Source organism: Janthinobacterium sp. MP5059B (assembly GCF_001758645.1).
In the GTDB taxonomy this organism is placed as follows: Bacteria; Pseudomonadota; Gammaproteobacteria; order Burkholderiales; family Burkholderiaceae_D; genus Janthinobacterium; species Janthinobacterium lividum.
In genome coordinates this window covers 250,150-271,065 of the sequence record NZ_LRHX01000007.1, presented here as the reverse complement: position 1 = coordinate 271,065, position 20,916 = coordinate 250,150, and the positions used below count along the sequence as shown (strand labels likewise).

Annotated in this window: 20 protein-coding genes and 1 riboswitch; of the genes, 12 read left to right on the top strand and 8 right to left on the bottom strand. The window is 62.8% G+C overall.

Annotated features, from left to right (window positions below):
• Window positions 1-4 precede the first annotated feature (4 nt).
• The 4 genes from metF to metK form a co-directional block, all read right to left on the bottom strand.
• On the bottom strand, window positions 5-835 hold the full coding sequence (gene metF / locus JAB1_RS11745) for a methylenetetrahydrofolate reductase [NAD(P)H] (RefSeq protein WP_070280039.1): 831 nt from the start codon (window positions 833-835) through the stop codon (window positions 5-7).
• Window positions 822-1,178 (bottom strand): phage holin family protein, encoded by a 357-nt coding sequence (locus JAB1_RS11740; RefSeq protein WP_034783534.1) that lies wholly within the window; start codon window positions 1,176-1,178, stop codon window positions 822-824. The genes metF and JAB1_RS11740 overlap by 14 nt, the downstream gene beginning before the upstream one ends.
• Before the next feature lie 192 nt (window positions 1,179-1,370).
• Window positions 1,371-2,795 carry an adenosylhomocysteinase gene (gene ahcY, locus JAB1_RS11735; protein ID WP_070258574.1) on the bottom strand — a complete coding sequence of 475 codons (1,425 nt, stop codon included), beginning with the start codon at window positions 2,793-2,795 and terminating at the stop codon, window positions 1,371-1,373.
• Window positions 2,796-2,822: 27 nt separating this feature from the next.
• Window positions 2,823-2,891: riboswitch (S-adenosyl-L-homocysteine riboswitch) on the bottom strand.
• A 123-nt stretch (window positions 2,892-3,014) separates the two neighbouring features.
• A complete protein-coding gene (gene metK / locus JAB1_RS11730; RefSeq protein WP_070280038.1) occupies window positions 3,015-4,181 on the bottom strand; it encodes a methionine adenosyltransferase in 1,167 nt (388 codons plus the stop codon).
• Window positions 4,182-4,369: 188 nt separating this feature from the next.
• On the opposite strand from metK, the gene JAB1_RS11725 reads away from it, so the two are divergent.
• Genes JAB1_RS11725 through dapF form a run of 3 tightly spaced genes read left to right on the top strand, consistent with a single transcriptional unit; the run spans window position 4,370 to window position 6,986 of the window.
• Window positions 4,370-5,239 carry a lysophospholipid acyltransferase family protein gene (locus tag JAB1_RS11725; protein WP_070280037.1) on the top strand — a complete coding sequence of 290 codons (870 nt, stop codon included), beginning with the start codon at window positions 4,370-4,372 and terminating at the stop codon, window positions 5,237-5,239.
• The gene (locus JAB1_RS11720) at window positions 5,236-6,111 is read left to right on the top strand and encodes a lipid A biosynthesis acyltransferase (RefSeq protein WP_034783539.1); all 876 of its coding nucleotides are present in this window, start codon (window positions 5,236-5,238) and stop codon (window positions 6,109-6,111) included. Before JAB1_RS11725 ends, JAB1_RS11720 begins: the two co-directional genes overlap by 4 nt.
• Before the next feature lie 11 nt (window positions 6,112-6,122).
• The gene (dapF, locus tag JAB1_RS11715; protein WP_070280036.1) at window positions 6,123-6,986 is read left to right on the top strand and encodes a diaminopimelate epimerase; all 864 of its coding nucleotides are present in this window, start codon (window positions 6,123-6,125) and stop codon (window positions 6,984-6,986) included.
• Window positions 6,987-7,010: 24 nt separating this feature from the next.
• On the opposite strand, the gene JAB1_RS11710 is transcribed toward dapF, so the two are convergent.
• The gene (locus JAB1_RS11710) at window positions 7,011-8,513 is read right to left on the bottom strand and encodes an SEL1-like repeat protein (protein WP_070280035.1); all 1,503 of its coding nucleotides are present in this window, start codon (window positions 8,511-8,513) and stop codon (window positions 7,011-7,013) included.
• 415 nt (window positions 8,514-8,928) lie between these two features.
• On the opposite strand from JAB1_RS11710, the gene JAB1_RS11705 reads away from it, so the two are divergent.
• The 8 genes from JAB1_RS11705 (at window position 8,929) to JAB1_RS11670 (ending at window position 16,341) form a co-directional block, all read left to right on the top strand.
• Window positions 8,929-10,008 (top strand): porin, encoded by a 1,080-nt coding sequence (locus tag JAB1_RS11705; RefSeq protein ID WP_070258567.1) that lies wholly within the window; start codon window positions 8,929-8,931, stop codon window positions 10,006-10,008.
• 179 nt (window positions 10,009-10,187) lie between these two features.
• On the top strand, window positions 10,188-10,865 hold the full coding sequence (locus tag JAB1_RS11700; protein WP_034783545.1) for a DUF484 family protein: 678 nt from the start codon (window positions 10,188-10,190) through the stop codon (window positions 10,863-10,865).
• Between the two features lie 7 nt (window positions 10,866-10,872).
• On the top strand, window positions 10,873-11,820 hold the full coding sequence (locus JAB1_RS11695; RefSeq protein ID WP_034783547.1) for a tyrosine recombinase XerC: 948 nt from the start codon (window positions 10,873-10,875) through the stop codon (window positions 11,818-11,820).
• A 135-nt stretch (window positions 11,821-11,955) separates the two neighbouring features.
• Window positions 11,956-13,050 (top strand): GTP-binding protein, encoded by a 1,095-nt coding sequence (locus JAB1_RS11690; RefSeq protein ID WP_070280034.1) that lies wholly within the window; start codon window positions 11,956-11,958, stop codon window positions 13,048-13,050.
• Window positions 13,051-13,531: 481 nt separating this feature from the next.
• Window positions 13,532-13,984, top strand: a complete 453-nt coding sequence (gene dksA, locus JAB1_RS11685) for an RNA polymerase-binding protein DksA (RefSeq protein ID WP_034753066.1) — start codon at window positions 13,532-13,534, stop codon at window positions 13,982-13,984.
• A 211-nt stretch (window positions 13,985-14,195) separates the two neighbouring features.
• Window positions 14,196-14,732, top strand: coding sequence for an ATP-dependent protease subunit HslV (gene hslV, locus JAB1_RS11680; RefSeq protein ID WP_034753065.1), 537 nt, complete (start codon window positions 14,196-14,198; stop codon window positions 14,730-14,732).
• 43 nt (window positions 14,733-14,775) lie between these two features.
• A complete protein-coding gene (gene hslU / locus JAB1_RS11675) occupies window positions 14,776-16,128 on the top strand; it encodes an ATP-dependent protease ATPase subunit HslU (protein ID WP_070280073.1) in 1,353 nt (450 codons plus the stop codon).
• Window positions 16,129-16,146: 18 nt separating this feature from the next.
• Window positions 16,147-16,341, top strand: coding sequence for a hypothetical protein (locus JAB1_RS11670; protein WP_070258561.1), 195 nt, complete (start codon window positions 16,147-16,149; stop codon window positions 16,339-16,341).
• A 151-nt stretch (window positions 16,342-16,492) separates the two neighbouring features.
• Here JAB1_RS11670 and JAB1_RS11665 read toward each other — a convergent pair whose 3' ends face one another.
• Window positions 16,493-17,107, bottom strand: a complete 615-nt coding sequence (locus tag JAB1_RS11665; RefSeq protein ID WP_034783555.1) for a porin family protein — start codon at window positions 17,105-17,107, stop codon at window positions 16,493-16,495.
• A gap of 167 nt (window positions 17,108-17,274) precedes the next feature.
• Between JAB1_RS11665 and JAB1_RS11660 the strand changes: the two genes are divergently transcribed.
• Window positions 17,275-18,060, top strand: coding sequence for a helix-turn-helix transcriptional regulator (locus tag JAB1_RS11660; RefSeq protein WP_034783557.1), 786 nt, complete (start codon window positions 17,275-17,277; stop codon window positions 18,058-18,060).
• Here JAB1_RS11660 and JAB1_RS11655 read toward each other — a convergent pair.
• A complete protein-coding gene (locus JAB1_RS11655) occupies window positions 18,033-20,294 on the bottom strand; it encodes a patatin-like phospholipase family protein (RefSeq protein WP_070280033.1) in 2,262 nt (753 codons plus the stop codon). The two genes, JAB1_RS11660 and JAB1_RS11655, sit on opposite strands and share 28 nt — an antisense overlap.
• Before the next feature lie 58 nt (window positions 20,295-20,352).
• Window positions 20,353-20,910 (bottom strand): type II secretion system protein N, encoded by a 558-nt coding sequence (locus tag JAB1_RS11650; RefSeq protein WP_070280032.1) that lies wholly within the window; start codon window positions 20,908-20,910, stop codon window positions 20,353-20,355.
• Between the last annotated feature and the right edge of the window lie 6 nt (window positions 20,911-20,916).

Sequence of the window (20,916 nt, the reverse complement as noted above, 5' to 3'; positions counted from 1 at the left end):
CGATTTACTTCACCAGGCGCTGCCACAGTGCGGTCGTGGGCGCCGCCTGGTTCATGCTATAGAAATGCAAGCCTGGCGCGCCGCCTTCCAGCAAACGCTCGCACAAGCCCGTCACCACGTCCAGGCCGAAAGCCTTGATGGACGCGCTGTCGTCGCCGAAGCTGGCCAGTTTCAGACGCACCCAGCGTGGAATTTCCGCGCCGCACATGTCCGAAAAGCGCATCAACTGCGTGTAATTCGTGATCGGCATGATGCCGGCCACGATAGGCACGTTGATGCCCATCTTCTGCGTCTGCTCGACAAACTGGAAATACGCGTCGGCATTGTAGAAGTACTGGGTGATGGCCGCATCGGCGCCGGCCTGCACCTTGCGCGCAAACGCGTTCAGGTCGTCCTGCGGCGAACGGGCTTGCGGGTGCACTTCCGGATAGGCGGCCACTTCGATATGGAAATGGTCGCCCGTCTCGGCGCGGATGAATTCCACCAGCTCGTTGGCATAGCGGAACTCGCCCGAGGCGCCATAGCCGCTCGGCAAGTCACCGCGCAAGGCCACGATACGGTTCACGCCCGCCGCCTTGAAGTCGGCCAGCACGGCGCGGATCGATTCGCGCGAACCGCCGACGCAAGACAGATGGGGCGCGGCCTGTTCGCCGGCCGCCAGGATCTCGCGCACGGTGTCCAGCGTGCCCTGCTGCGTGGTGCCGCCGGCGCCAAAGGTCACCGAGAAATACTTCGGATGCAATTTAGACAACTTGACACGCGTGGCGCGCAGCTTTTCCGCCCCTTCCGGGGTTTTCGGCGGGAAAAACTCAATACTGAAGTTATGCTTTTCCATCGTCGTTACTCAAAAGTAAGGTCGACAAGGCCCAGGAAATGATGCTGTACAGAATGGCACCACCCACGGCAGACCAGAAACTGGCGACATGGAAACCATCGATCACCTGCGCCACCAGCCAGAACAGGAAGCCGTTGATGATCAAAATGAACAGGCCCAGCGACAGGAACGTCACGGGCAGAGTCAGCAGGATCAGCAAAGGACGGATCAGCGCATTGACCAGCCCCAGCACGGCAGCGGCCAGCAGCGCGGTCCAGCCGCTGCTCATCGTCACCGAGTGCATCAGGTAAGGGACGGCAAACAGGGCTGCCGCATTGATAAACCAAATCAGTAGCAAGCGCATTTCTCTAGCCTGTCAAAAATGATAATCGACCGGCGACGGCCGGACTGTTCAGATTACACAAGTGAGTCTCCTTGCCTCGCGAACCGTAGCGAGCGGATGCGCGGCGTGGCCGAGAAGCGCAACTGTGCTGTAGCACAGTGAGCATCGCCGGCCGCGCCCCGCGCCGCGCCGTAGGTTCATGAGGCAACCATCTTAGTAACGGTAGTGCTCTGGCTTGTATGGACCTTCCGTGCGCACGCCGATGTAGTCGGCTTGCTCTTGCGTCAGTTCCGTCAGCTGCGCATTCAACTTTTTGAGTTGCAAACGAGCGACTTTTTCGTCCAGGTGTTTTGGCAAGGTGTACACGCCGACCGGGTAGTTGGCCGTGTTCGCGTACAGCTCGATCTGGGCGATCGTCTGGTTGGCGAACGACGAGCTCATCACGTACGACGGGTGGCCCGTGCCGCAGCCGAGGTTGACCAGGCGGCCTTCGGCCAGCAGGATGATGCGGCGGCCCGACGGGAAGATGATGTGGTCGACTTGCGGCTTGATGTTTTCCCACTCGTATTGCTTCAGCGAAGCAACGTCGATTTCATTGTCGAAGTGACCAATGTTGCAGACGATGGCCTGGTCTTTCATGCGCGTCAGGTGATCGTGCGTGAGGATATGGTAGTTGCCGGTGCAAGTCACGAAGATGTCGCCGTGTTCGCACGCGTAATCCATGGTCACGACGCGGTAGCCTTCCATCGCCGCCTGCAGTGCGCAGATCGGATCGACTTCCGTTACCCATACCTGGGCCGACAGGGCGCGCATGGCCTGGGCCGAACCCTTGCCGACGTCACCGTAACCGGCGATGACGGCCACTTTACCGGCGATCATCACGTCGGTGGCGCGCTTGATGCCATCGACCAGCGATTCGCGGCAGCCATACAGGTTGTCGAATTTCGATTTCGTGACGGAATCGTTCACGTTGATCGCAGGGAAAGCCAGCTTGCCTTCCTTGTGCATCTGGTACAAACGGTGCACGCCGGTGGTGGTTTCTTCCGTCACGCCGAGGATCTCCGGCAGACGTTTCGAGTACCAGGTCGGATCGGCCAGCAAGTGTTTCTTGATCGAGTTGAACAGGCAGATTTCTTCTTCCGAACCTGGATTCGCCAGCACCGACAGGTCGGTTTCCGCGCGCACGCCCAGGTGCAGCAGCAGGGTTGCGTCGCCGCCATCGTCGAGGATCATGTTCGAGTAGACGGCCTTGCCGTCCACGTTCGGCCATTCGAAGATGCGGTGCGTGTATTCCCAGTAGTCGTCCAGCGACTCGCCCTTGACGGCGAACACAGGCGTGCCGGCGGCAGCGATGGCGGCGGCGGCATGATCTTGCGTGGAGTAAATGTTGCACGATGCCCAACGCACTTGCGCGCCCAGTGCTTCCAGGGTCTGGATCAGCACGGCGGTCTGGATGGTCATGTGGATGGAACCGGTGATGCGCGCGCCTTTCAAAGGCTGCGCTGCCGCGAATTCTTCGCGGATGGCCATCAGGCCAGGCATTTCCGTTTCAGCAATCTTGATTTCTTTGTCGCCCCATGCGGCCAGAGTGATATCGGCGATGGTGTAGTCGTGTTGCGATTTGAGTACGGCGTTCATCACGCCCTCCTTTCAGTTGTTGAAAAAGGTACGTGAGCGCAGTTGCAGGATATTCCGAGCCTGGCGAATTTCTTCGTCGCAACGCTCCTCGGACGGGGGATTTTAACATTGTCAAGGCTGGCGCGCCAGCTTGTTCGCCATACATTGCCACGTAACAACACATAAAAAAAGCGCCCGCGGCCAGCAGGCCGGGGCGCTTTTCTTGCAAATCCGACTAGATTACTTCAGGCCGGCAGCGTCGCGCAGCAGGGCGACCTTGTCCGTGCGTTCCCACGTGAATTCCGGCTCTTCGCGGCCGAAATGGCCGTAGGCGGCGCTCTTCTGGTAGATCGGGCGCAACAGGTCGAGCATTTGCACGATGCCTTTTGGACGCAGATCAAAGTGCGCCAGCACCAGCTTGGCGATTTCCGCATCGGGAATCACGCCCGTGCCTTCCGTGTAGACGGTGATGTTGATCGGCTTGGCCACGCCGATAGCGTAGCTGACCTGCACCTGGCATTGGCGCGCCAGGCCGGCCGCGACGATGTTTTTCGCCACGTAGCGGGCCGCGTAAGCTGCCGAACGGTCGACTTTCGAAGGATCCTTGCCCGAGAACGCGCCGCCGCCGTGCGGGGCTGCGCCACCGTAGGTGTCGACGATGATCTTGCGGCCGGTCAAACCGCAATCGCCTTGCGGACCGCCGATGACGAAACGGCCCGTCGGGTTGACGAGGAATTTGGTCTCCGCCAGCCATTCGCGCGGCAAGATCGGCTTGATGATCTCTTCGATGACGGCTTCTTCGATCTGCTTGTGCGAAATTTCCGGCGCATGCTGGGTCGACAGCACGACCGTGTGCACGCCGACCGGACGGCCATCGACGTAGCGCAGGGTCACTTGCGATTTCGCGTCCGGACGCAGCCATGGCAAACGGCCATCCTTGCGCAGCTGCGACTGGCGCTCGACCAGGCGGTGCGCGTAGTGGATGGCGGCAGGCATCAGCTCGGCCGTTTCATCGCAGGCGTAGCCGAACATCAGGCCCTGATCGCCAGCGCCTTGATCCAGGTCAATCCCCGCACCTTCATCGACGCCTTGCGCGATGTCCGGCGATTGCTTGTCGTAGGCCACCAGCACGGCGCAACCCTTGTAGTCGATGCCGTATTCCGTGTTGTCGTAGCCGATGCGTTTGATGGTTTCGCGCGCAACTTGAATATAATCCACATTGGCGTGGGTGGTAATCTCGCCAGCCAGCACCACCAGACCCGTGTTGCACAGGGTTTCGGCAGCCACGCGGGCGGCTGGATCCTGGGTCAGGATGGCGTCAAGGATGGCGTCGGAAATTTGATCGGCAACCTTGTCGGGATGGCCTTCCGAAACGGATTCGGAAGTGAAGAGATAGTCGTTTGACATTGCAAGCTCCTGTTTACTATGTGAATGTTCTGTCGCAGTAAAGAGGATTTTGCCTGCGACGCTTTAGCGAGATTTATATTCCGCATCGCAAGTTGTCTATTAACTCAGCGGTTACTGCATACGTGGTATTTTACGCTTCTTAAAAAATTTTGGCACGGCAACACGCCATTCCTGGAAACCGCTTATACATGTTAGTCCCAATTTTCCGCTTCCTGTCCATCTTTCCCCTGCCCGTCCTGCATGCCCTGGGCACTGCGCTTGGCTGGGTGATTTACGCCATTTCCCCGTCCTACCGCCGCCGCATGCGCGAGAACATGCAAGGTGCGGGGTTTTCGCAACACTTGCACGCGGCCGTGGCCGAAGCGGGCAAGAGCGTGCTGGAATTGCCCTTCATCTGGTGCGCGCCAGCCGAGCGCGTGGCGCGCCATGCGACGGTGGAAAACTGGGAACTGGTGGAAAAAGCGCTGCAGCACGGCCGCGGCATCGTCTTCCTGACGCCGCACCTGGGCTGCTTTGAAATCGTCGCCCAGCAAATCGCGCTGCGCACGCCGCTCACCGTGATGTACCGTCCGCCCAAGCGCGCCGCCTTGAAACCGCTGATCGAAGGGGCCCGCGCGCGCGAAAACCTGATGCTGGCGCCGGCCAACATGTCGGGCGTGCGCATCTTCGCCAAATGCCTGAAAAAAGGCCAGCCCATCGGCCTGCTGCCCGACCAGGTGCCGCAGGAAGGCGAAGGCGTGTGGGCCGATTTCTTTGGCCGTCCCGCCTACACCATGACCCTGCCGGCCAAGCTGGCGCAGATGGGCGGCGCCGAAGTCATCATCACCTACGCGGAACGCCTGCCGGGCGGGCGCGGCTATATCGTGCATTTCGTGCCCTTCACCGAGTCCCTCGACAGCACCTCGGCGGAACAGGCGCGCACCATCAATGCCGCCATGGAACAATTGATCGCGCGCAGCCCGGCGCAATACCTGTGGAGCTACAACCGCTATAAAGTGCCGCGCGGCGCGCCGCCGCCCACGCCCGCGACGCCGAATGCCGCCGGGGAGCAGGCATGAGACTGCTGATCGCCTTCATGTGGCTGCTGCACTGGCTGCCCTTGCCCATCCTCGGCCGTTTCGGCGTGGCCGTCGGCAGCCTGCTGTTCATCGCCATGCCCACGCGGCGCAAGATTGCCCTGACGAATCTGCGCCTGTGCATGCCGGAATTGACGGAAGCCCAGCGCGTGGCGCTGGCGCGCCAGCATTTCCAGGCCTATTCGCGCAGCGTATGGGAACGCAGCATCCTGTGGTGGTCGTCGGAAGCGCGCCTGAACCGCCTGATCAAAAAGGTGCCCGCCTTCCCGGGCCAGCAGATCGCGGCCAAGCCGACCATCCTGCTGTGTCCGCACTTCGTCTGCCTCGACGTGGCAGGCGCCGCCACGGCCATGGAAATTTCCGCTTCGTCGATGTATGTGCAGCAAAAGAACGCCGCCTTCGACCAGGCCTTGCGCAACGGCCGTTCGCGCTTCAAGCCGCCCAAGCTGTTTACGCGCCAGGACGGCATCAAGACGATCCTGCGCGCGCTGCGCGACGGCCTGCCGTATTTCATGCTGCCGGACATGGATTTCGGCGAGAAGGATGCGGAATTCGTGCCCTTCTTCGGCGTGCCCGCCGCCACCCTGACGGCCACGGCGCGCCTGGCGCTGGCCGCCAAGGCGCAAGTCATTCCCGTCATCGCCACCTTCCTGCCCAATTACCAGGGCTGGCAAGTGACCTACTATCCAGCGTGGGATGACTATCCGGGCGACGACATCACGGCCGCCACGCGCCGCATGAACGCATTCATCGAAGAGCGCGTGCGCGAAGCGCCGGCCGAGTATTTCTGGACGCATAAACGCTTCAAGACGCGTCCGGAAGGCGAAGCGTCGTTCTATAACCAGCACAAGTGATACGGCAGACCATGAAACTCCAATTTACCAAAATGCATGGCGCCGGCAATGACTTCATCGTCATCGACGCCATCCATCAAGATATCGACTTCACGCCAGCCCAGTGGCAGCGCCTGGCCGACCGCCGTTTCGGCATCGGCGCCGACCAGATCCTCGTGGTGGAAAAACCGCGCCTGCCCGGCTGCGATTTCCGCTACCGCATCTATAACAACGATGGCGGCGAAGTCGAGCAGTGCGGCAATGGCGCGCGCGCCTTCGTCAAGTTCGTCAGCGAAAAAGGGCTATCAAGCAAGGACAGCATCCGCGTGGAAACCATGGCCGGCGTCATCGCGCCACGCCTGGAGCCCGATGGCAGCATCACGGTCGACATGGGCGCGCCCGTGCTCGACCCCGCGCTGGTGCCGTTCGATGCAAACGGGCTGGACGGTGTAGCGCAAGGCAACGACACCTTGTGGCCGCTGGACCTGGCGCTGCCGGGCCAAACGTCGCCCGTGCTGGTGTCCGTCGTGTCGATGGGCAATCCGCATGCCGTGCAAGTGGTCGAGGATGTCGATGCGCAAGACCTGGAAGTGACGGGCCCGCGCATCGAGCACCACCCGCGCTTTCCCCGCAGGGTCAACGCCGGCTACATGCAGATCGTCGACCGCCAGCACGTGAAACTGCGCGTGTTTGAACGGGGTGCGGGCGAAACCCTGGCGTGCGGCACGGGCGCCTGCGCCGCCGCCGTGGCCGGCATCCTGCGCGGCTTGCTCGATTCCCCCGTGCGCATCAGCGCGCGTGGCGGCGAACTGTCGATCGCCTGGCAAGGCGACGGCCATCCCGTCCTGATGACGGGCCCGGCCGTGACCGTGTTCGAGGGCACGATCGAGCTGTAAACGGGTGAAAGTGAGCAGTCTGAGTCAGGCCGCCAGGAACTGCTGTTCCTGTGCGACATCGAGTTCGGCCAGGTAGCACTTCAGGCGGTACAGGCGCTGCCGGTAATTGCCTTCCGGCCCCGCCACACCGCAATCGACGCGCTCGAACAGGCGCACCACCTGATCGAGCAGCTGGCGCTCCTGCGCCGTGCGGATCAGTACCAGGCGCCGCTTGCCTCGCCCATGTGTGGCACTGATATCGATCAACAGACAATGTCCCTGATCAGCCGCGTGGATATCGAGCAGCAGCGCCTCGGCACGCGACAGATGGAAGCAGCGCGCCAGCGCCAGCCGCGCCGCCAGCAAGGGGTGGCTCTGGCCCAATTGCCGCAAGTGCCCATCGGCCTGCATGGCGGTGCACTGGCCCCAGTCGCCGGCTTCGCCCTGCGGCGCGATCTTTGCCAGCGCCGCCTCCGCTTCACTGCTGCCTTGCGCCTGCGCCTGCAGCAGCCAGTACGCGGCCCGCACATCATTGTTGACGCCATCGCGGCGATTGCGCCAGGCATGCATGCCGCACTCGAGCTGGGCCGGGCCATGCCCCAGGTCGGCGGCACGCTCCAGGCAGGAATGGGCTTCAACCACATTGCGCTGGGAAAATTCCGGTTTCGTGTAGATGCGCGACAGCACGAACCAGGCTTCGGCCAGCCCCTGCTCGCCAGCCTGCGTCAGCCAGCGCACGGCACGCTTGAAATTGGCCGCGCCATTGCGCGTGGCCAGCCGCTGGCCATGCGCATCCATGCGCGCATAGCCGAGCCCCAGCTCCAGCTGCGCCGTGCGGTCGCCGCCATGCGCTGCCAGCTCGCAACACTGCCAGCCTTCGGCGTCGCCGCCAGGCGCCAATGCCTGGGCACAACGGGACAGCAACAGCACCTGCTGCGCGTCAAGGGCGATCGTGCGCGCACCGGCCGCCGCCTGGCGCTGCAGCAGCTCGCGCGCCAGCGGCAAGCCTTGCGACAGGAATCCGGCATGGTTGCCCTGGCGCCATGCCTGCTCCAGCCAGGCGTGCAGCGGCGCGTCGCCATCGATGGCTTTCTCGCCAGCCAGGCCGGTGTCCCGCCCGGCAGCGGCAAGCGAGCCTTCTTGCATGGATAACAACCATTGTGCATCGGGCAAGCCGGCCCGCACGGCGGCATCCAGCGCCACGCGCGCCTTGGCGCGCAGGGATTCACAGTGACTGGCGGTATTGCCCAGCACCAGCTGCGCCAGCACCAGGCCCGCCTGCACCAGGCCTGCATCGAACGCCTGCGCATAATAGGGAATCAGCGCCTTGGCTGCCGGTTGCGCCACTTCGAACGGCACGTGCGTGCCAATCAGCAAGCACGCTTCCTCGCTATCCTCCTGGGCCGCCCGCGCCAGCCAGTGCAAGGCCGTGGGCAGGCTTTGCGGCACGCCCTGTCCAAACAGATACACCCGCCCCAACGCCAGTTGGCAGGCAACATCGCCCGCACGTGCGCCCTTGATCAATCCTAATGTTTCGCGATTTGCCATCGATTCTCGATATTGAGTCAATGATTCTAATAATAGTGAGCCGTCTCCAGGCCCATCAACGCAGGCCTTCCCTTAGTGTACCGTCCTTGTGTCATAAATCCGCCAAAGCCGCCTCAAGAACTTGATTCAACGCAACAATGTCCTGGCGCGGACATGCCAATATGGCAAGGCGCCGCCAGCGTGGCGGTGGGAGAACGCTGTCCATCGGCGCAGGATCGGCAGAAACCGCGCGTTACAAAAATACAACAGGGGCATGCAGTTATGCCGCTTTTCACCAATCTTTTCACGCACATTTGACCAATCCCGCACGTCTTGCGCGCCGACGAATTAAGGTTCATTCATCGAAACGCGACAGTTAGCGCATTTCAATCTGCTCGGATCTCGGACGGAACTCACTTTTAATAGGGAATAAGACATGAAAAAATCACTCGTTGCCCTCGCACTCTTCGGCGCCTTTGCCGCAACCGCACAAGCGCAGTCGTCCGTCCAAATCTACGGCACGATCGATGCAGGCCTGGGCAAAGCGACTGGTTCGACCACCGCCGTCACCAAGCGCGACAACAACAAGCTGGGTTTCAAGGGCACGGAAGATCTGGGCAATGGCTTGAAAGCCATTTTCCAACTGGAAATTCGCTATGAATCCGACACTGGCACCGTAGAAAACACGTCGGGCGCCAATTCGCGTCCGCTGTTCCAGGGTCAAAGCCGCGTCGGCCTGCAAGGCAACTTCGGTACCGTGCGCCTGGGCCGTGGCCTCACCGCCTTCCAGGAAACGAGTACCGGTTTCGAACCATGGTCGGGCATGCCTACGCCAGCCGGTTTCCAGACCGACCTGACCGTTGCCGGCTACACCAGCGATCCGCTGAGCGCGCCAGGCAACTCGCGTAACCGCTTCTCGAATGCCGTGTTCTACAACTCGCCAGTCATCAGCGGCTTCCAGTTCAACGCCACCGTGGCCGCCAAAGAAGCGAACAACAACACCGCCGTTGCAGCCACCGTGCGCAACCTGACGACGAATGCCACCGGCAACTTCGCCCTGCCAGCCAATGTGGTGCCAGCATCGAATCCGTACTCGGTGTCGGCAACGTACAACAACGCCCAGTTCGCTGCCATGGCTGCCTACGAGCGTAACGGCCTGCAAGCCAAGCTGTGGTCGGTCGGCGCATCGTTCAATCCGATCGCGGAATTGAAACTGATGGCAACGTACCAACATCAGGATGACGGCAACTTCAAGATCGTCAACACCGACACCAAATCGTGGGTGCTGGGCGCCAACTATGACGTCGGCCCAGGCAAGATCCGCGCTGGCTACGGTCAAAAAACGCCGGATGGCGTCGCCAAGACCAAGCAAGCATCGCTGGGCTACGACTACAATCTGTCGAAGCGTACCTACCTGTACGCAGATATTTCGAACAAGAAATCGGCCAGCGTCGCCAACTACAACAACACCACCTCGGTCAACTACATCGGCCTGGGCGTACACCACAATTTCTAATGGCCCGCCTGTCCCCCTCCGCGGGTGACAGCTGACCAGGAAATACAAAGCGGCATGGGCAACCATGCCGCTTTTTTCATGGGCGCGCGGAAAATGCACGGGCGCCATGCCCTTTGCGCCTATGCCGGCGCACTCTCGGTTAGAATGAAGTGTTCAACTTTCACTGACAGATATTATCAATGACCGCCACACTCGATTCCAGCACCGTCGCCCAGTACCTGAGCGAGCACCCGAATTTCTTCGAAGAGCATACCGCTCTGCTCGGCGAGGTCAAACTGAGCAGCCCGCTGACGGGACGCACCATCTCGCTGCAGGAGCGGCAGATGGAAGTGATGCGCGACAAGTACAAGGCGCTCGAACTGCGCATGTCCAAGCTGAGCCGCGTGGCCGAGGAAAATGGCGACATCGCCAGCAAGTTCCACGGCTGGAACCAGGCCATGCTGCAAGTGCGCAACGATGCGGACATGCCGCGCGTGCTGGTCGACGCCTTGCAAAGCAATTTCGACGTGCCCTACGTCAGCCTGCGCCTGTGGCAAGTGCTGCCGGAACACGCCAACGGCTGGTTCACGGAAGATGTCACGGCCGATGTGCGCATGTTCGCCAACAGCCTGCAAACGCCGTACTGCGGCAGCAACCGCGATTTCGAAGCCGTGCACTGGTTGCAGGCCGACAAGATCGAATCGACCGTCATGATCGCCCTGCGCGCGCCAAACACCACGGGCACCTTCGGCTTGCTGGTGCTCGGCTCGCCCGACAGCGAACGTTTTACGTCCAGCATGGGCACGGACTTCCTCGTGCATATCGGCGCCACGGCCAGCGCCGCCCTGGCCGCGCTGCGCGCCGGCACGCCTGCCTGAGAACGCCATGAATGAGGCGCGCGGCAAGGCCGAGTGGCTCGACGCCTATCTGGCGCAGCTGGCCACGCAACGCAAGCTGTCGCCGCATACGCTTGACGCCTACGGGCGCGACCTGCGCGCCTTGCTGGAACTGAGCGGCAACACGCCCTGGACGGCTCTTGCCCACAACGAAGTGCGCCGCTACACGGCCAAGCTGCACGCTGGCGGCCTCGACCCGCGTTCCATCGCCCGCAAGCTGTCGTCGTGGCGGGGCTTCTTCAACTGGCTCAGCGGCGAGACCAAGCTCGACGCCAATCCCGTCGACGGCATTCGCGCCCCGAAGCGGGCCAAAACGTTGCCGAAAGCCCTGTCGGTGGATGACGCCGTGCGCCTCGTGGCGCCCGCGCAACACCAGCAAGGCGCCGCCGAGCCGGAACAACTGTGCAACCGCGCCATGTTCGAACTGCTGTATTCGAGCGGCTTGCGCGTGTCCGAACTGACCAGCCTGGACACCCATTACTGCAAGGCCGACGGCGGCCAGCCCGCCTCGCTGGGCTGGCTCGACATGGCCAGCTTCGAAGTCATCGTCACGGGCAAGGGCAGCAAGATGCGCAAGGTGCCCGTCGGCAAGGCGGCCCTCGTGGCCTTGACGGCCTGGCTGGGCGTGCGCCCGCCAGCGGCCGATGGCAGCGCTGCCTTGTTTTTAAGCACGCGCGGCACGCGCATCTCGCCCCGCGTACTGCAGCTGCGCCTGAAGGCGCATGCGCTGGCGACGGACATTCCCGCGAATGTGCACCCGCACGTGCTGCGCCACTCGTTTGCCTCGCACGTGCTGCAATCGTCGGGCGACTTGCGCGCCGTGCAGGAAATGCTGGGCCATTCCAGCATCACCTCGACCCAGGTTTACACGGCCCTCGATTTCCAGCACCTGGCGCACGTGTATGACCAGGCACACCCGCGCGCCAAGCTCAAGTAGGCAGCCGCTCCTGCTGGACGGCCTGATCCATATCAAGCGGATGGGCGCGCATTTGCAAGCTTTTGCAAAATTCCGGCATAATCGTCCGCATTCTTCCGCTTGCGCGGCGGCACCACCGATTACAAGGCATCTCTCATGGCACTGATTCCAACCACCATCCTCACCGGTTTCCTGGGCGCCGGCAAAACCACCTTGCTCAACCGCATACTGCAGGAAGACCATGGCATGCGCATCGCCGTGATCGAGAACGAGTTTGGCCAGGAAAACATCGACAATGAGATCCTGGTGCAGGACAGCAACGAACACATCATCGAGATGAACAACGGCTGCATCTGCTGCACCGTGCGAGGCGACCTGATCGTGGGCCTGACGGAACTGGCGCGCAAGCGCGACGCCGGCTTGCTGGCATTCGACCGCGTCGTCATCGAAACGACGGGCCTGGCCAATCCCGGCCCCGTGGCGCAAACCTTCTTTGTCGACGAAGAAGTGGGCAGCCACTACATGCTCGACGCCATTATCACGGTAGTCGATGCCCGCCATGCCATGAAGCAACTCGATGAATACGAGGAAGCTCAGCGGCAAGTGGGCTTTGCCGACAAGCTGCTGCTGTCGAAAACCGACCTCGTCAGTGAAGAGGACGTGGCCGCCCTGACGCGCCGCCTGAAGCGCATCAACCCGCGCGCGCCCATCGCCAAGGTCGATTTCGGCCGCGCCCCGCTGGCCGAAGTACTCGACATCCGCGGTTTCAACCTGAATGAAAAACTGGAACTGGACCCGGATTTCCTGGCGACGGAAACGGCGCACGTGCATGATCACGACAAGGCGCACGACCATGCACACGGACATGAGCACGAGCATGGTCATAAGCACGAGCACAGCGACGCCTGCGCCACCGATTGCGGCCATGCCGACCACCACCATGCCCAACACAGCGACGATATCGCCGCCTTTGTTTTCAAGAGCACGCAACCGTTCGACAGCGCCAAGCTCGACGAGTTCCTCGGCGGCCTGGTGCAAGTGTATGGTCCGCGCATGCTGCGCTACAAGGGTGTGCTGCTGATGCAGGGCGCCGAGCGCAAGGTGGTCTTCCAGGGCGTGCACCAGCTGATGGGCAGCGACCTGGGCGCCAAATGGGGCGAAAACGAAGTGCGTGGCAGCAAAATGGTATTTATTGGCAAGAATCTACCAAAAGACATTTTTATTCGCGGACTCGAACAATGTTTGGTATAAACTAGCCGGGTTTTGCAAAGTATCCGTTGCAAAGCAGAAACAAAAGGGAAAGTTAAGCACGCTTTCCCGCTGTCCGACACCCATCTTGCTGGCATAAACCAACAAGTAGCCGTTTCTGATCGGCTAGTCAACAAATCGGGATGGCAATATAAAGCAAAGCGTGCCAAAATCAGCGACGAAAACGGCCCATGTCGTTCGCCTGTCATGAAATGCTGGCAAACTGCCGCTGGCCGCATGCCAGGCATGCAACCGATCCACCCAACACGCCTGTTGACGCGCGCATAGCGCGACTGGCATAGAGCGGTAAAAAGTTATCAACATGGCACCTTAGCCGGCCGGTAGTCCTGGCTTTCGCCGGCAAGCCAAGGTCGCACGCAGTACAGCGGGACAGCAATGCCAAGCGGAACCTGTACAGTTGCTCGGTATCGCCGCATCAACTGATCAATTTGAAAACTCTGTCGTATCGAAGGTAAGCGAAGTTATGACCAAAACTAATAAATCGACCCCGGCCGCCAACCAAGACATCCCTCTCATCAGCGAAGACCAAATTCGCGCCATGAGCGAAGATGACTACATGAATCCGGCACAACTGGCATTCTTCAAGGCGCGCCTGCAGCAGCTCGAAAAAGATCTGCTGAAAAACGCCGGCGAAACCACGGAACACTTGCGTGAAACCGTGCTCGTACCGGATCCTGCCGACCGTGCCACCATCGAGGAAGAGCATGCGCTGGAACTGCGCACGCGCGACCGCGAGCGCAAATTGCTGAAGAAAGTGCAGCAATCGATCGCCAGCATCGACGCCGGCGACTATGGCTGGTGCGAAGAAACGGGCGAGCCTATCGGCATCCCGCGCCTGATCGCCCGTCCGACCGCCACCCTGTCGCTGGAAGCCCAGCAACGGCGCGAACTGAAGCAAAAACTCTACGGCGACTGATCGCCCCTCCCTTGCGCGGTCGCCCCGGCGGCCACGCGATGGCGAATAAAAAAGCACACAACCTTCGGTTGCGTGCTTTTTTTTCGTCCCGCGCCGACTACACTGAAGCAGGCACTGCCGCTTGCAATTGCCTTTTCCATCCCCACTTTTGGGGCATGGGCGCGCAATCGCATGGCCTTGCACGCATCGGCACGAATCTTTTGAGGTCACTATGGAACAATTTCACGGCACCACCATCCTCTGCGTCCGGCGCGGCAAGCAGGTCGCCCTGGGCGGCGACGGCCAGGTAACGCTCGGCAACATCGTCATGAAGGGCACGGCCCGCAAAGTGCGTAAGTTGTATCAGGGCAAGGTCCTGGTCGGCTTTGCCGGCGGCACCGCCGACGCCTTCACCCTGCTCGACCGATTTGAAGGCAAGCTGGAAAAACACCAGGGCAACCTGCTGCGCGCCTCCGTCGAACTGGCCAAGGACTGGCGCACCGACCGCGTGCTGCGCCGCCTGGAAGCGATGCTGCTGGTGGCCGACAGCGAGTCGACCCTGGTCATCACGGGCAATGGCGACGTGCTGGAACCGGAAGACGGCATCGGCGCCATCGGCTCGGGCGGCACCTACGCCCAGTCCGCCGCCAAGGCGCTGCAGGAAAACACGGACTTGTCGCCGGCCGACGTGGTCAAGAAATCGCTGACCATCGCCGCCGAGCTGTGCATTTACACGAATATGTCCCACATTATCGAGACCTTAGACTAAACCTAAGCGCGCCTGAGCAAAGAATAGAAAGCCAACTATGATCATGAACATGACCCCGTCGGAAATCGTCACCGAACTCGACAAGCACGTGGTGGGCCAGGCCAAGGCCAAGCGCGCCGTCGCCATCGCCCTGCGCAACCGCTGGCGCCGCCAGCAGGTGGCCGAGCCCCTGCGCCATGAAATCACGCCCAAGAACATCCTCATGATCGGCCCCACGGGCGTCGGCAAGACGGAAATCGCGCGCCGCCTGGCCAAGCTGGCCGAAGCGCCGTTCATCAAGATCGAAGCGACCAAATTCACGGAAGTCGGTTATGTGGGGCGCGACGTCGACACCATCATCCGCGATCTGATCGACATCGGCATCAAGCAGACGCGCGCGCTGGAAATGAAGAAAGTGCGCGCACGCGCCGAAGATGCGGCCGAAGACCGCGTGATCGACATCCTCGTGCCGCCGGCGCGCGACTTCGGCTTCACGCCGAATACGGCAGCGGCCGTGGACAGCGGCAGCGGCGACAGCACGCGCCAGACCTTCCGCAAGCGCTTGCGCCAGGGCGAGCTCGATGACAAGGAAATCGAGATCGAGCTGGCCGAGGCGGGTCCGCAGATGGAAATCATGGCGCCGCCAGGCATGGAAGAAATGACGGAGCAGATCAAGTCCATGTTTTCGGGCGTGGGCGGGCAGCGCAAGAAGGCGCGCAAGGTCAAGATCCGCGAAGCCTTGAAACTGCTGCTCGAGGAAGAAGCGGCCAAGCTGCTCAACGAGGATGAACTGAAACAGAAGGCGATCCAGAACGTCGAGCAGAACGGCATCGTCTTTTTGGACGAGATCGACAAGATCGCCTCGCGTTCGGAATCGGGCGGCGCCGACGTCTCGCGCGCCGGCGTGCAGCGCGACCTGCTGCCGCTGGTCGAGGGCACGACCGTCAACACCAAGTACGGCATGATACGCACGGACCACATCCTGTTCATCGCTTCGGGCGCCTTCCACCTGTCGAAGCCGTCGGACCTGATCCCGGAACTGCAGGGACGCTTCCCCATCCGCGTGGAACTGGAATCGCTGTCGATCTCGGACTTCGAGCGCATTTTGACGAGTACCGACGCCTGCCTGACGATGCAGTACGAAGCCTTGCTGGCGACGGAAAACCTCACATTGCAATTCGCGCCGGAAGGCATCACGCGCCTGGCGGAAATCGCCTATGCGGTGAACGAGCGCACGGAAAACATCGGCGCGCGCCGGCTGCACACGGTGATGGAAAAACTGCTGGAAGAAGTGTCGTTTACGGCCAGCGAAAACAGCAGCAGCACGGAAAACCTGCTGGTGATCGATGCCGCGTATGTCAACGAACGCCTGGAAGCGCTGTCGGTCAACGAGGACCTGTCGCGCTACGTGCTGTAGGAAAGAAGGGGGAAACCGATGGCAAACAAGGCATTGGCGACGCGGCAGAAAATGCAGTTCCGCGTCGAACCCTCGCAAAAACCGCGCAACCCGGTCGCCACTGCCGCCCTGCAGCGCGCCGCCGGAGCGCACGTGAAAACCGTGTCAGGCCAGCGCCAGCAGGAAAAACGCCTGCTGGCGAAATTGCTGCAGAAGGTTGACGTCAAAGACTGATCTGGAAATGTCCATGGCAAGGCGCATGGACGAAGACAGTATGAGCAATACGGCGAGGCCGTGCAACGCCGCCATGAACATTTCAGGCCGCCCGCGGACACCCCGTTCTGGGGGCGTCCGCCATCAGGCCATCGTCTGCTGAACGTCCCCCTTAGAAACGGTAGGACGCGCCCAGCGAAAACATGTCGACCTTGGTCGTTTGCTTGCTGTTGTACTTGACGGGCACGCGGTCCCAGTCGAGGTGCAGCGACCAATTCTTGTTCAGCGCATACGCCGCGCCGATGCCGTAGGTCAGGCCGATCTTGCTCTTCTTGTCCGAACCGCCGCCCAGATAATCGACCTTGCCCTGCGTGTATGCCGCACCGGCGCGGCCACTCAATGTAAACGCGTCAAACTGGTAACCGAGCACGCCCTGCATGCCGAGGCCCGTGAACTTGCCGCGGCCAGCGCGCTTGCCCGCGTCCGTGTCGAAGCCGGACTTGACCTCGCCGCCCATGTACCCCACCAGCTCAATCGAAGGCAGGGCCACGCCGCCCTGAAACGGCAGCGCGTCGAAACTGTAACCCAGGTAGGCCTTGCCATTGCGCTTGCTGCTTTTGTCGCAATCGCTTTGTCCGGCGATGCAATCGAGGCCGCTACTGGCGCGAAAGCCATAGCTGGCGCCCGCGTAGAACGGACCCGGTGCCGGTTCAGCTGCGACGGCATGCAGGGGGGCGATGGTGGCCAGCGCCAGCAGCGCTGCGGGGAAACGGAAAGATGGGAACATGGATAACCTCTACAAGTGGATGGATTGCCTGGTTGTAGCGCGCTGCGCGAGCCACAAGCGGGAGTGTCATCGCTTTTGCCGAAAAGTACTATCACCTTGTGCAAAGTGCCGTTAACGGCTACATTCGGTACCGTCATCCGCCACCAAAATTGCATAAAGGAACTATCGTGAGTTCACCTGAACTGGTTTTGCGCGTACTGCGCACCCAACTGCGCGCCGCCGGCATCACCTACAAGGTACTGGCCGAACGCATCGGCATGAGCGAATCGAGCGTCAAGCGCATGTTTGGCCAACACGACATGTCGCTGTCGCGCCTGGCCCTGATCTGCAAGGCTTCGGGCATCGCCATGGAGGACGTGCTGCGCGGCGCGGCCGACATCACGCCGCATGCCGACACGCTCACGCTGGTGCAGGAAAAGTCGCTGGTGGCGCATCCGCGCTTGCTGCTGGTGGCGATCTGCTGCCTCGGCCACTGGAGCCTGGAGCAGGTGGTGGAAACGTATGCGCTGACGCAGGCCGAATGCATCGGCTGCCTGGCCGAGCTGGACCGGCTGGGCTTGATCGAACTCAAGCCGCTGAACCGCTACAGCCTGCGCGTCTCGAACGCCTTCCACTGGCTGGCCGACGGCCCGGTGCAGCAGTACTTCCGCGAACACGTGGTGGCCGATTATTTCAGCGGGCATTTTGACGGCGCCGGCGAAACCCTGATGTGCATCCCGGCGCGCCTGTCGCTGTCGAGCGCGCAGGAGCTGGTGCAAAAGATCCGCCAGCTGGCCGAGGAACTGGCGCGCCTGCACCAGAACGACCGGCGCCTTGCGCCTGCCGAGCGCGACGGCTTTACCCTGCTGCTGGGCTTTCGCTCATGGGAATTTGCCGCCTTCACGGCCCTGCGCCGCAGCACGGCGTCCGCCGCCCCCGCGGCGCCCTACCAGACCGGTCCCAGGAACAGATAGAGCGTGCTCTCGCCGCCCTTCGATGCGCCCGAGGCCACGTAGACGGGACCGAAGCGCGTATCGACGGAGATGAAGGCGCTGCTGGCCTGCGTGAATTTGGTGGATTTCCAGCGCTCGCTCTGATCGAAGCCGCCGCCCATTTCCAGCGAAAAGCCGGCCCGCACGGCGCCGCCCAGGGTGCTGGGCAGGGAGCCGATGCGGCGCGCCATCACGAAGCGCGCCAGGGCCACGCTGCGCCCCGTCACCGATTCGAACTGGGTGCCGGACAGGCGCAGGAAGCCGCCAAGGCTGAGCGGCGCCTCGCCGCGCTGCGCGCGCGCCCATTCGCCATACACGTGGCCGGCCCAGTTGCCGCGGCCAAAGGCCTTCAGGCCCGTGATGGCGGAGCGTCCCAGGCCCGACTCGCCCGTACCGGTGGTCGCAGAGCGGGTCCAGGTGGCGTCGAGCAGCACGCCGCGCGTGGGAAAACCGGGCGAATCGAGCGTATCGACGCGGAACTGGACGAACTGGTTGGTGCCCAGCGCCCGCTCCTCGGGGAAGGCCGGGTCGGCGGGGATGCTGAGACCGGCCTTCACCTCGCTGCGCGTGATGCCGAACTGCAGGTCGCCCCAGAAACCGAACTGGCGTCCCAGCACCAGGCTGGCACCCTGGCCGCTGTAGGCGACGCGCGCGCTGCGCCGTCCCTTGTCGAACAGGTCGACTGCCTGCGAACTGTACTGAATCGATGGCGCGATGTACCACGGGTTGCCGGCGCCGAGCGGCTGCCAGTACTGCACGCCGAAGTTGCGCGTGGTGCCGATCTGCACCATGCTGCGCAATTCGCCGCCCCAGCTGTTCAAATTCGAGCGCACGTGCAGCAGCTTCAGGGCAAAGGTATTGCTGTCCCTGAAATCGCTGGCCATTTCCAGGCCCACGCGCAGGCGGTTGCTGGCCCATGGCGCTTCGACCGCCTTGATATTGACCGTGCGCTGGTCGCCCGCGTCGACCACTTCCGTCTCCACGCGCGCCACGTCGCCGCGGCCATACAGCTTGGCCGCCGCCTTGAGCACATCCTCCTGGCTGACCGACTGCCCTTCCTCCAGCCCGGATTGCGCCTGCAGGATGCGCGGATTGATATCGCCTTCGCTCTCCACGGCCAGGCGCGTGAGCGGCAGGGCTACGTCCAGCAGGGCCGGCGCGGCCAGGCGCAGCTGCTCGCGCGCCGCATACTGTTCCGGCGGCAGGGCCAGCGGCGCGAGGCGGGCGGCCAAGGCCTGCGCCGCCTGCTCGCCGGCGCGCATGGCGCGCGCATAGTTTTCAAAGTCGAGGAAGCTGACGCCCGTCAAATCGGGCGCCACCAGGATATCCTGCGGCCGCAGCTCCTTGAGCGAACGCTGCACGTTCTGCTCCGTGAGAATCTGCAGCATCTGCTGCGCCACGCCGATGGCGCTGCCCAGTTCCTTTTCCGGCGCCAGCGGCGTGCCCACGTTGACGGCGATGATGATGTCGGCGCCCATGGCACGCGCCATGTCGACGGGCAGGTTGCGCACCAGGCCTCCATCGACCACCAGCCGGTTGTTCACGCGCAAGGGGGCAAACACCCCCGGCACGGCCAGCGAGGCGCGCATCGACAGGAACAGGGGCGTGTCGACCAGCTCCACCAGCTCGCCATTGACCAGGTCCGACGCCACCGAACGGAAAGGCAGCGGCAGCTGGCTGGCGGGGCGGTCGCGCATGCCGGCCGGCAGCAGGCGGTTCAAGGCCATTTCCAGCGCCGCATTGCTGGCCGCCGCCGGCGGCGTGGAAATGCCGTTACGGCTGGTGCCAAACTCGATGCGCGACGGCAGCAACAGATCTTCCTCGCGGCGGCGGAACGCCAGTTCGTCGCGCGGCGGCCGGTCGGCCACCACGCGCGCCCAATTGGTCTCGCGCGCCATCTTTTCCAGGTCCGCCACGGAAGCGCCGGCCGCATACGCGCCGCCCACCACGCCGCCCATGCTGGTGCCGACCACCATGTCGATCGGCACATGCAGCTCCTGCAGCACTTTCAATACGCCGATATGCGCCAGGCCGCGCGCGCCGCCGCCCGACAGCACCAGGGCGATGCGCGGGCGCGCCGCCACGGTCGCGGGCACGGCCAGGGTGGCAGCGGGGGTAGAGGTAGTGGCGGCGGCGGGGACGTCGGCTGCGGCAGCCGCCGGCAAGGCGCATAGCGCCGCCACGCAGCCCGCCAGGACGGCACGGATCGAGAACATGAAGACTCCTGTAGCGATGGCGGCATGGCGCCATCGGCAAAATACGATAAGAACAGCGTTAATTCGGCGGCGGCACGCTGCTCACTTGCGGCGCCGGCATCATGGTCGCCGGCCGCTGCTGCTCCATCGGCAGCGGCGGCGGCACCAGGTTCGAGACCGGCGCAGGGGCTGCGGCCGGCGTTGGGCTGGCGGACACTTGCCCCGGCAAGGCCAGCGCCTTGTCATCGGCCACCAGGTCGATGCGCTTGCTCACGCCGCCATCGCGCAGCAGCACGTGGCGCGCATGCACTTCCAGCACCGTCACGCCGGGCACCACCTCGGCGCCCTCCGGCAGGGCCACGGAAGGCTTGCCATCGGTCGAGATGATGGCCACGCTGCCGCGGCCATTGCCGGCTGCGACCACGCCCTTGAGCTGGTAATTACTGGCCGTGGCCACGCTGACCTGGCCGCCAAACAGCGAAGCGCCCGCCTCCACGCTGGCATCCTGCACCACCGGCACGGCGGGCGGGTTGATGGGACGTTGCGGCGCCTTGAACAGCTGCATGGCCCAATAGGCCAGCGATACGGACAGCGCCACGACGGCGAGCAAACTTGTAACTTGAGGCAAACGCTTCATGGCTTC

Excerpts from the sequence above, each read along its gene's own strand:
- JAB1_RS11720 (WP_034783539.1), top strand. The coding sequence starts at position 5,236 with ATGAGACTGCTGATCGCCTTCATGTGGCTGCTGCACTGGCTGCCCTTG.
- JAB1_RS11650 (WP_070280032.1), bottom strand. The coding sequence starts at position 20,910 with ATGAAGCGTTTGCCTCAAGTTACAAGTTTGCTCGCCGTCGTGGCGCTG.
- hslU (WP_070280073.1), top strand. The coding sequence starts at position 14,776 with ATGAACATGACCCCGTCGGAAATCGTCACCGAACTCGACAAGCACGTG.
- JAB1_RS11725 (WP_070280037.1), top strand. The coding sequence starts at position 4,370 with ATGTTAGTCCCAATTTTCCGCTTCCTGTCCATCTTTCCCCTGCCCGTC.
- ahcY (WP_070258574.1), bottom strand. The coding sequence starts at position 2,795 with ATGAACGCCGTACTCAAATCGCAACACGACTACACCATCGCCGATATC.
- JAB1_RS11705 (WP_070258567.1), top strand. The coding sequence starts at position 8,929 with ATGAAAAAATCACTCGTTGCCCTCGCACTCTTCGGCGCCTTTGCCGCA.
- metF (WP_070280039.1), bottom strand. The coding sequence starts at position 835 with ATGGAAAAGCATAACTTCAGTATTGAGTTTTTCCCGCCGAAAACCCCG.
- JAB1_RS11690 (WP_070280034.1), top strand. The coding sequence starts at position 11,956 with ATGGCACTGATTCCAACCACCATCCTCACCGGTTTCCTGGGCGCCGGC.
- dapF (WP_070280036.1), top strand. The coding sequence starts at position 6,123 with ATGAAACTCCAATTTACCAAAATGCATGGCGCCGGCAATGACTTCATC.
- JAB1_RS11740 (WP_034783534.1), bottom strand. The coding sequence starts at position 1,178 with ATGCGCTTGCTACTGATTTGGTTTATCAATGCGGCAGCCCTGTTTGCC.
- JAB1_RS11710 (WP_070280035.1), bottom strand. The coding sequence starts at position 8,513 with ATGGCAAATCGCGAAACATTAGGATTGATCAAGGGCGCACGTGCGGGC.
- dksA (WP_034753066.1), top strand. The coding sequence starts at position 13,532 with ATGACCAAAACTAATAAATCGACCCCGGCCGCCAACCAAGACATCCCT.
- hslV (WP_034753065.1), top strand. The coding sequence starts at position 14,196 with ATGGAACAATTTCACGGCACCACCATCCTCTGCGTCCGGCGCGGCAAG.
- JAB1_RS11655 (WP_070280033.1), bottom strand. The coding sequence starts at position 20,294 with ATGTTCTCGATCCGTGCCGTCCTGGCGGGCTGCGTGGCGGCGCTATGC.
- JAB1_RS11695 (WP_034783547.1), top strand. The coding sequence starts at position 10,873 with ATGAATGAGGCGCGCGGCAAGGCCGAGTGGCTCGACGCCTATCTGGCG.
- JAB1_RS11700 (WP_034783545.1), top strand. The coding sequence starts at position 10,188 with ATGACCGCCACACTCGATTCCAGCACCGTCGCCCAGTACCTGAGCGAG.
- metK (WP_070280038.1), bottom strand. The coding sequence starts at position 4,181 with ATGTCAAACGACTATCTCTTCACTTCCGAATCCGTTTCGGAAGGCCAT.
- JAB1_RS11665 (WP_034783555.1), bottom strand. The coding sequence starts at position 17,107 with ATGTTCCCATCTTTCCGTTTCCCCGCAGCGCTGCTGGCGCTGGCCACC.
- JAB1_RS11670 (WP_070258561.1), top strand. The coding sequence starts at position 16,147 with ATGGCAAACAAGGCATTGGCGACGCGGCAGAAAATGCAGTTCCGCGTC.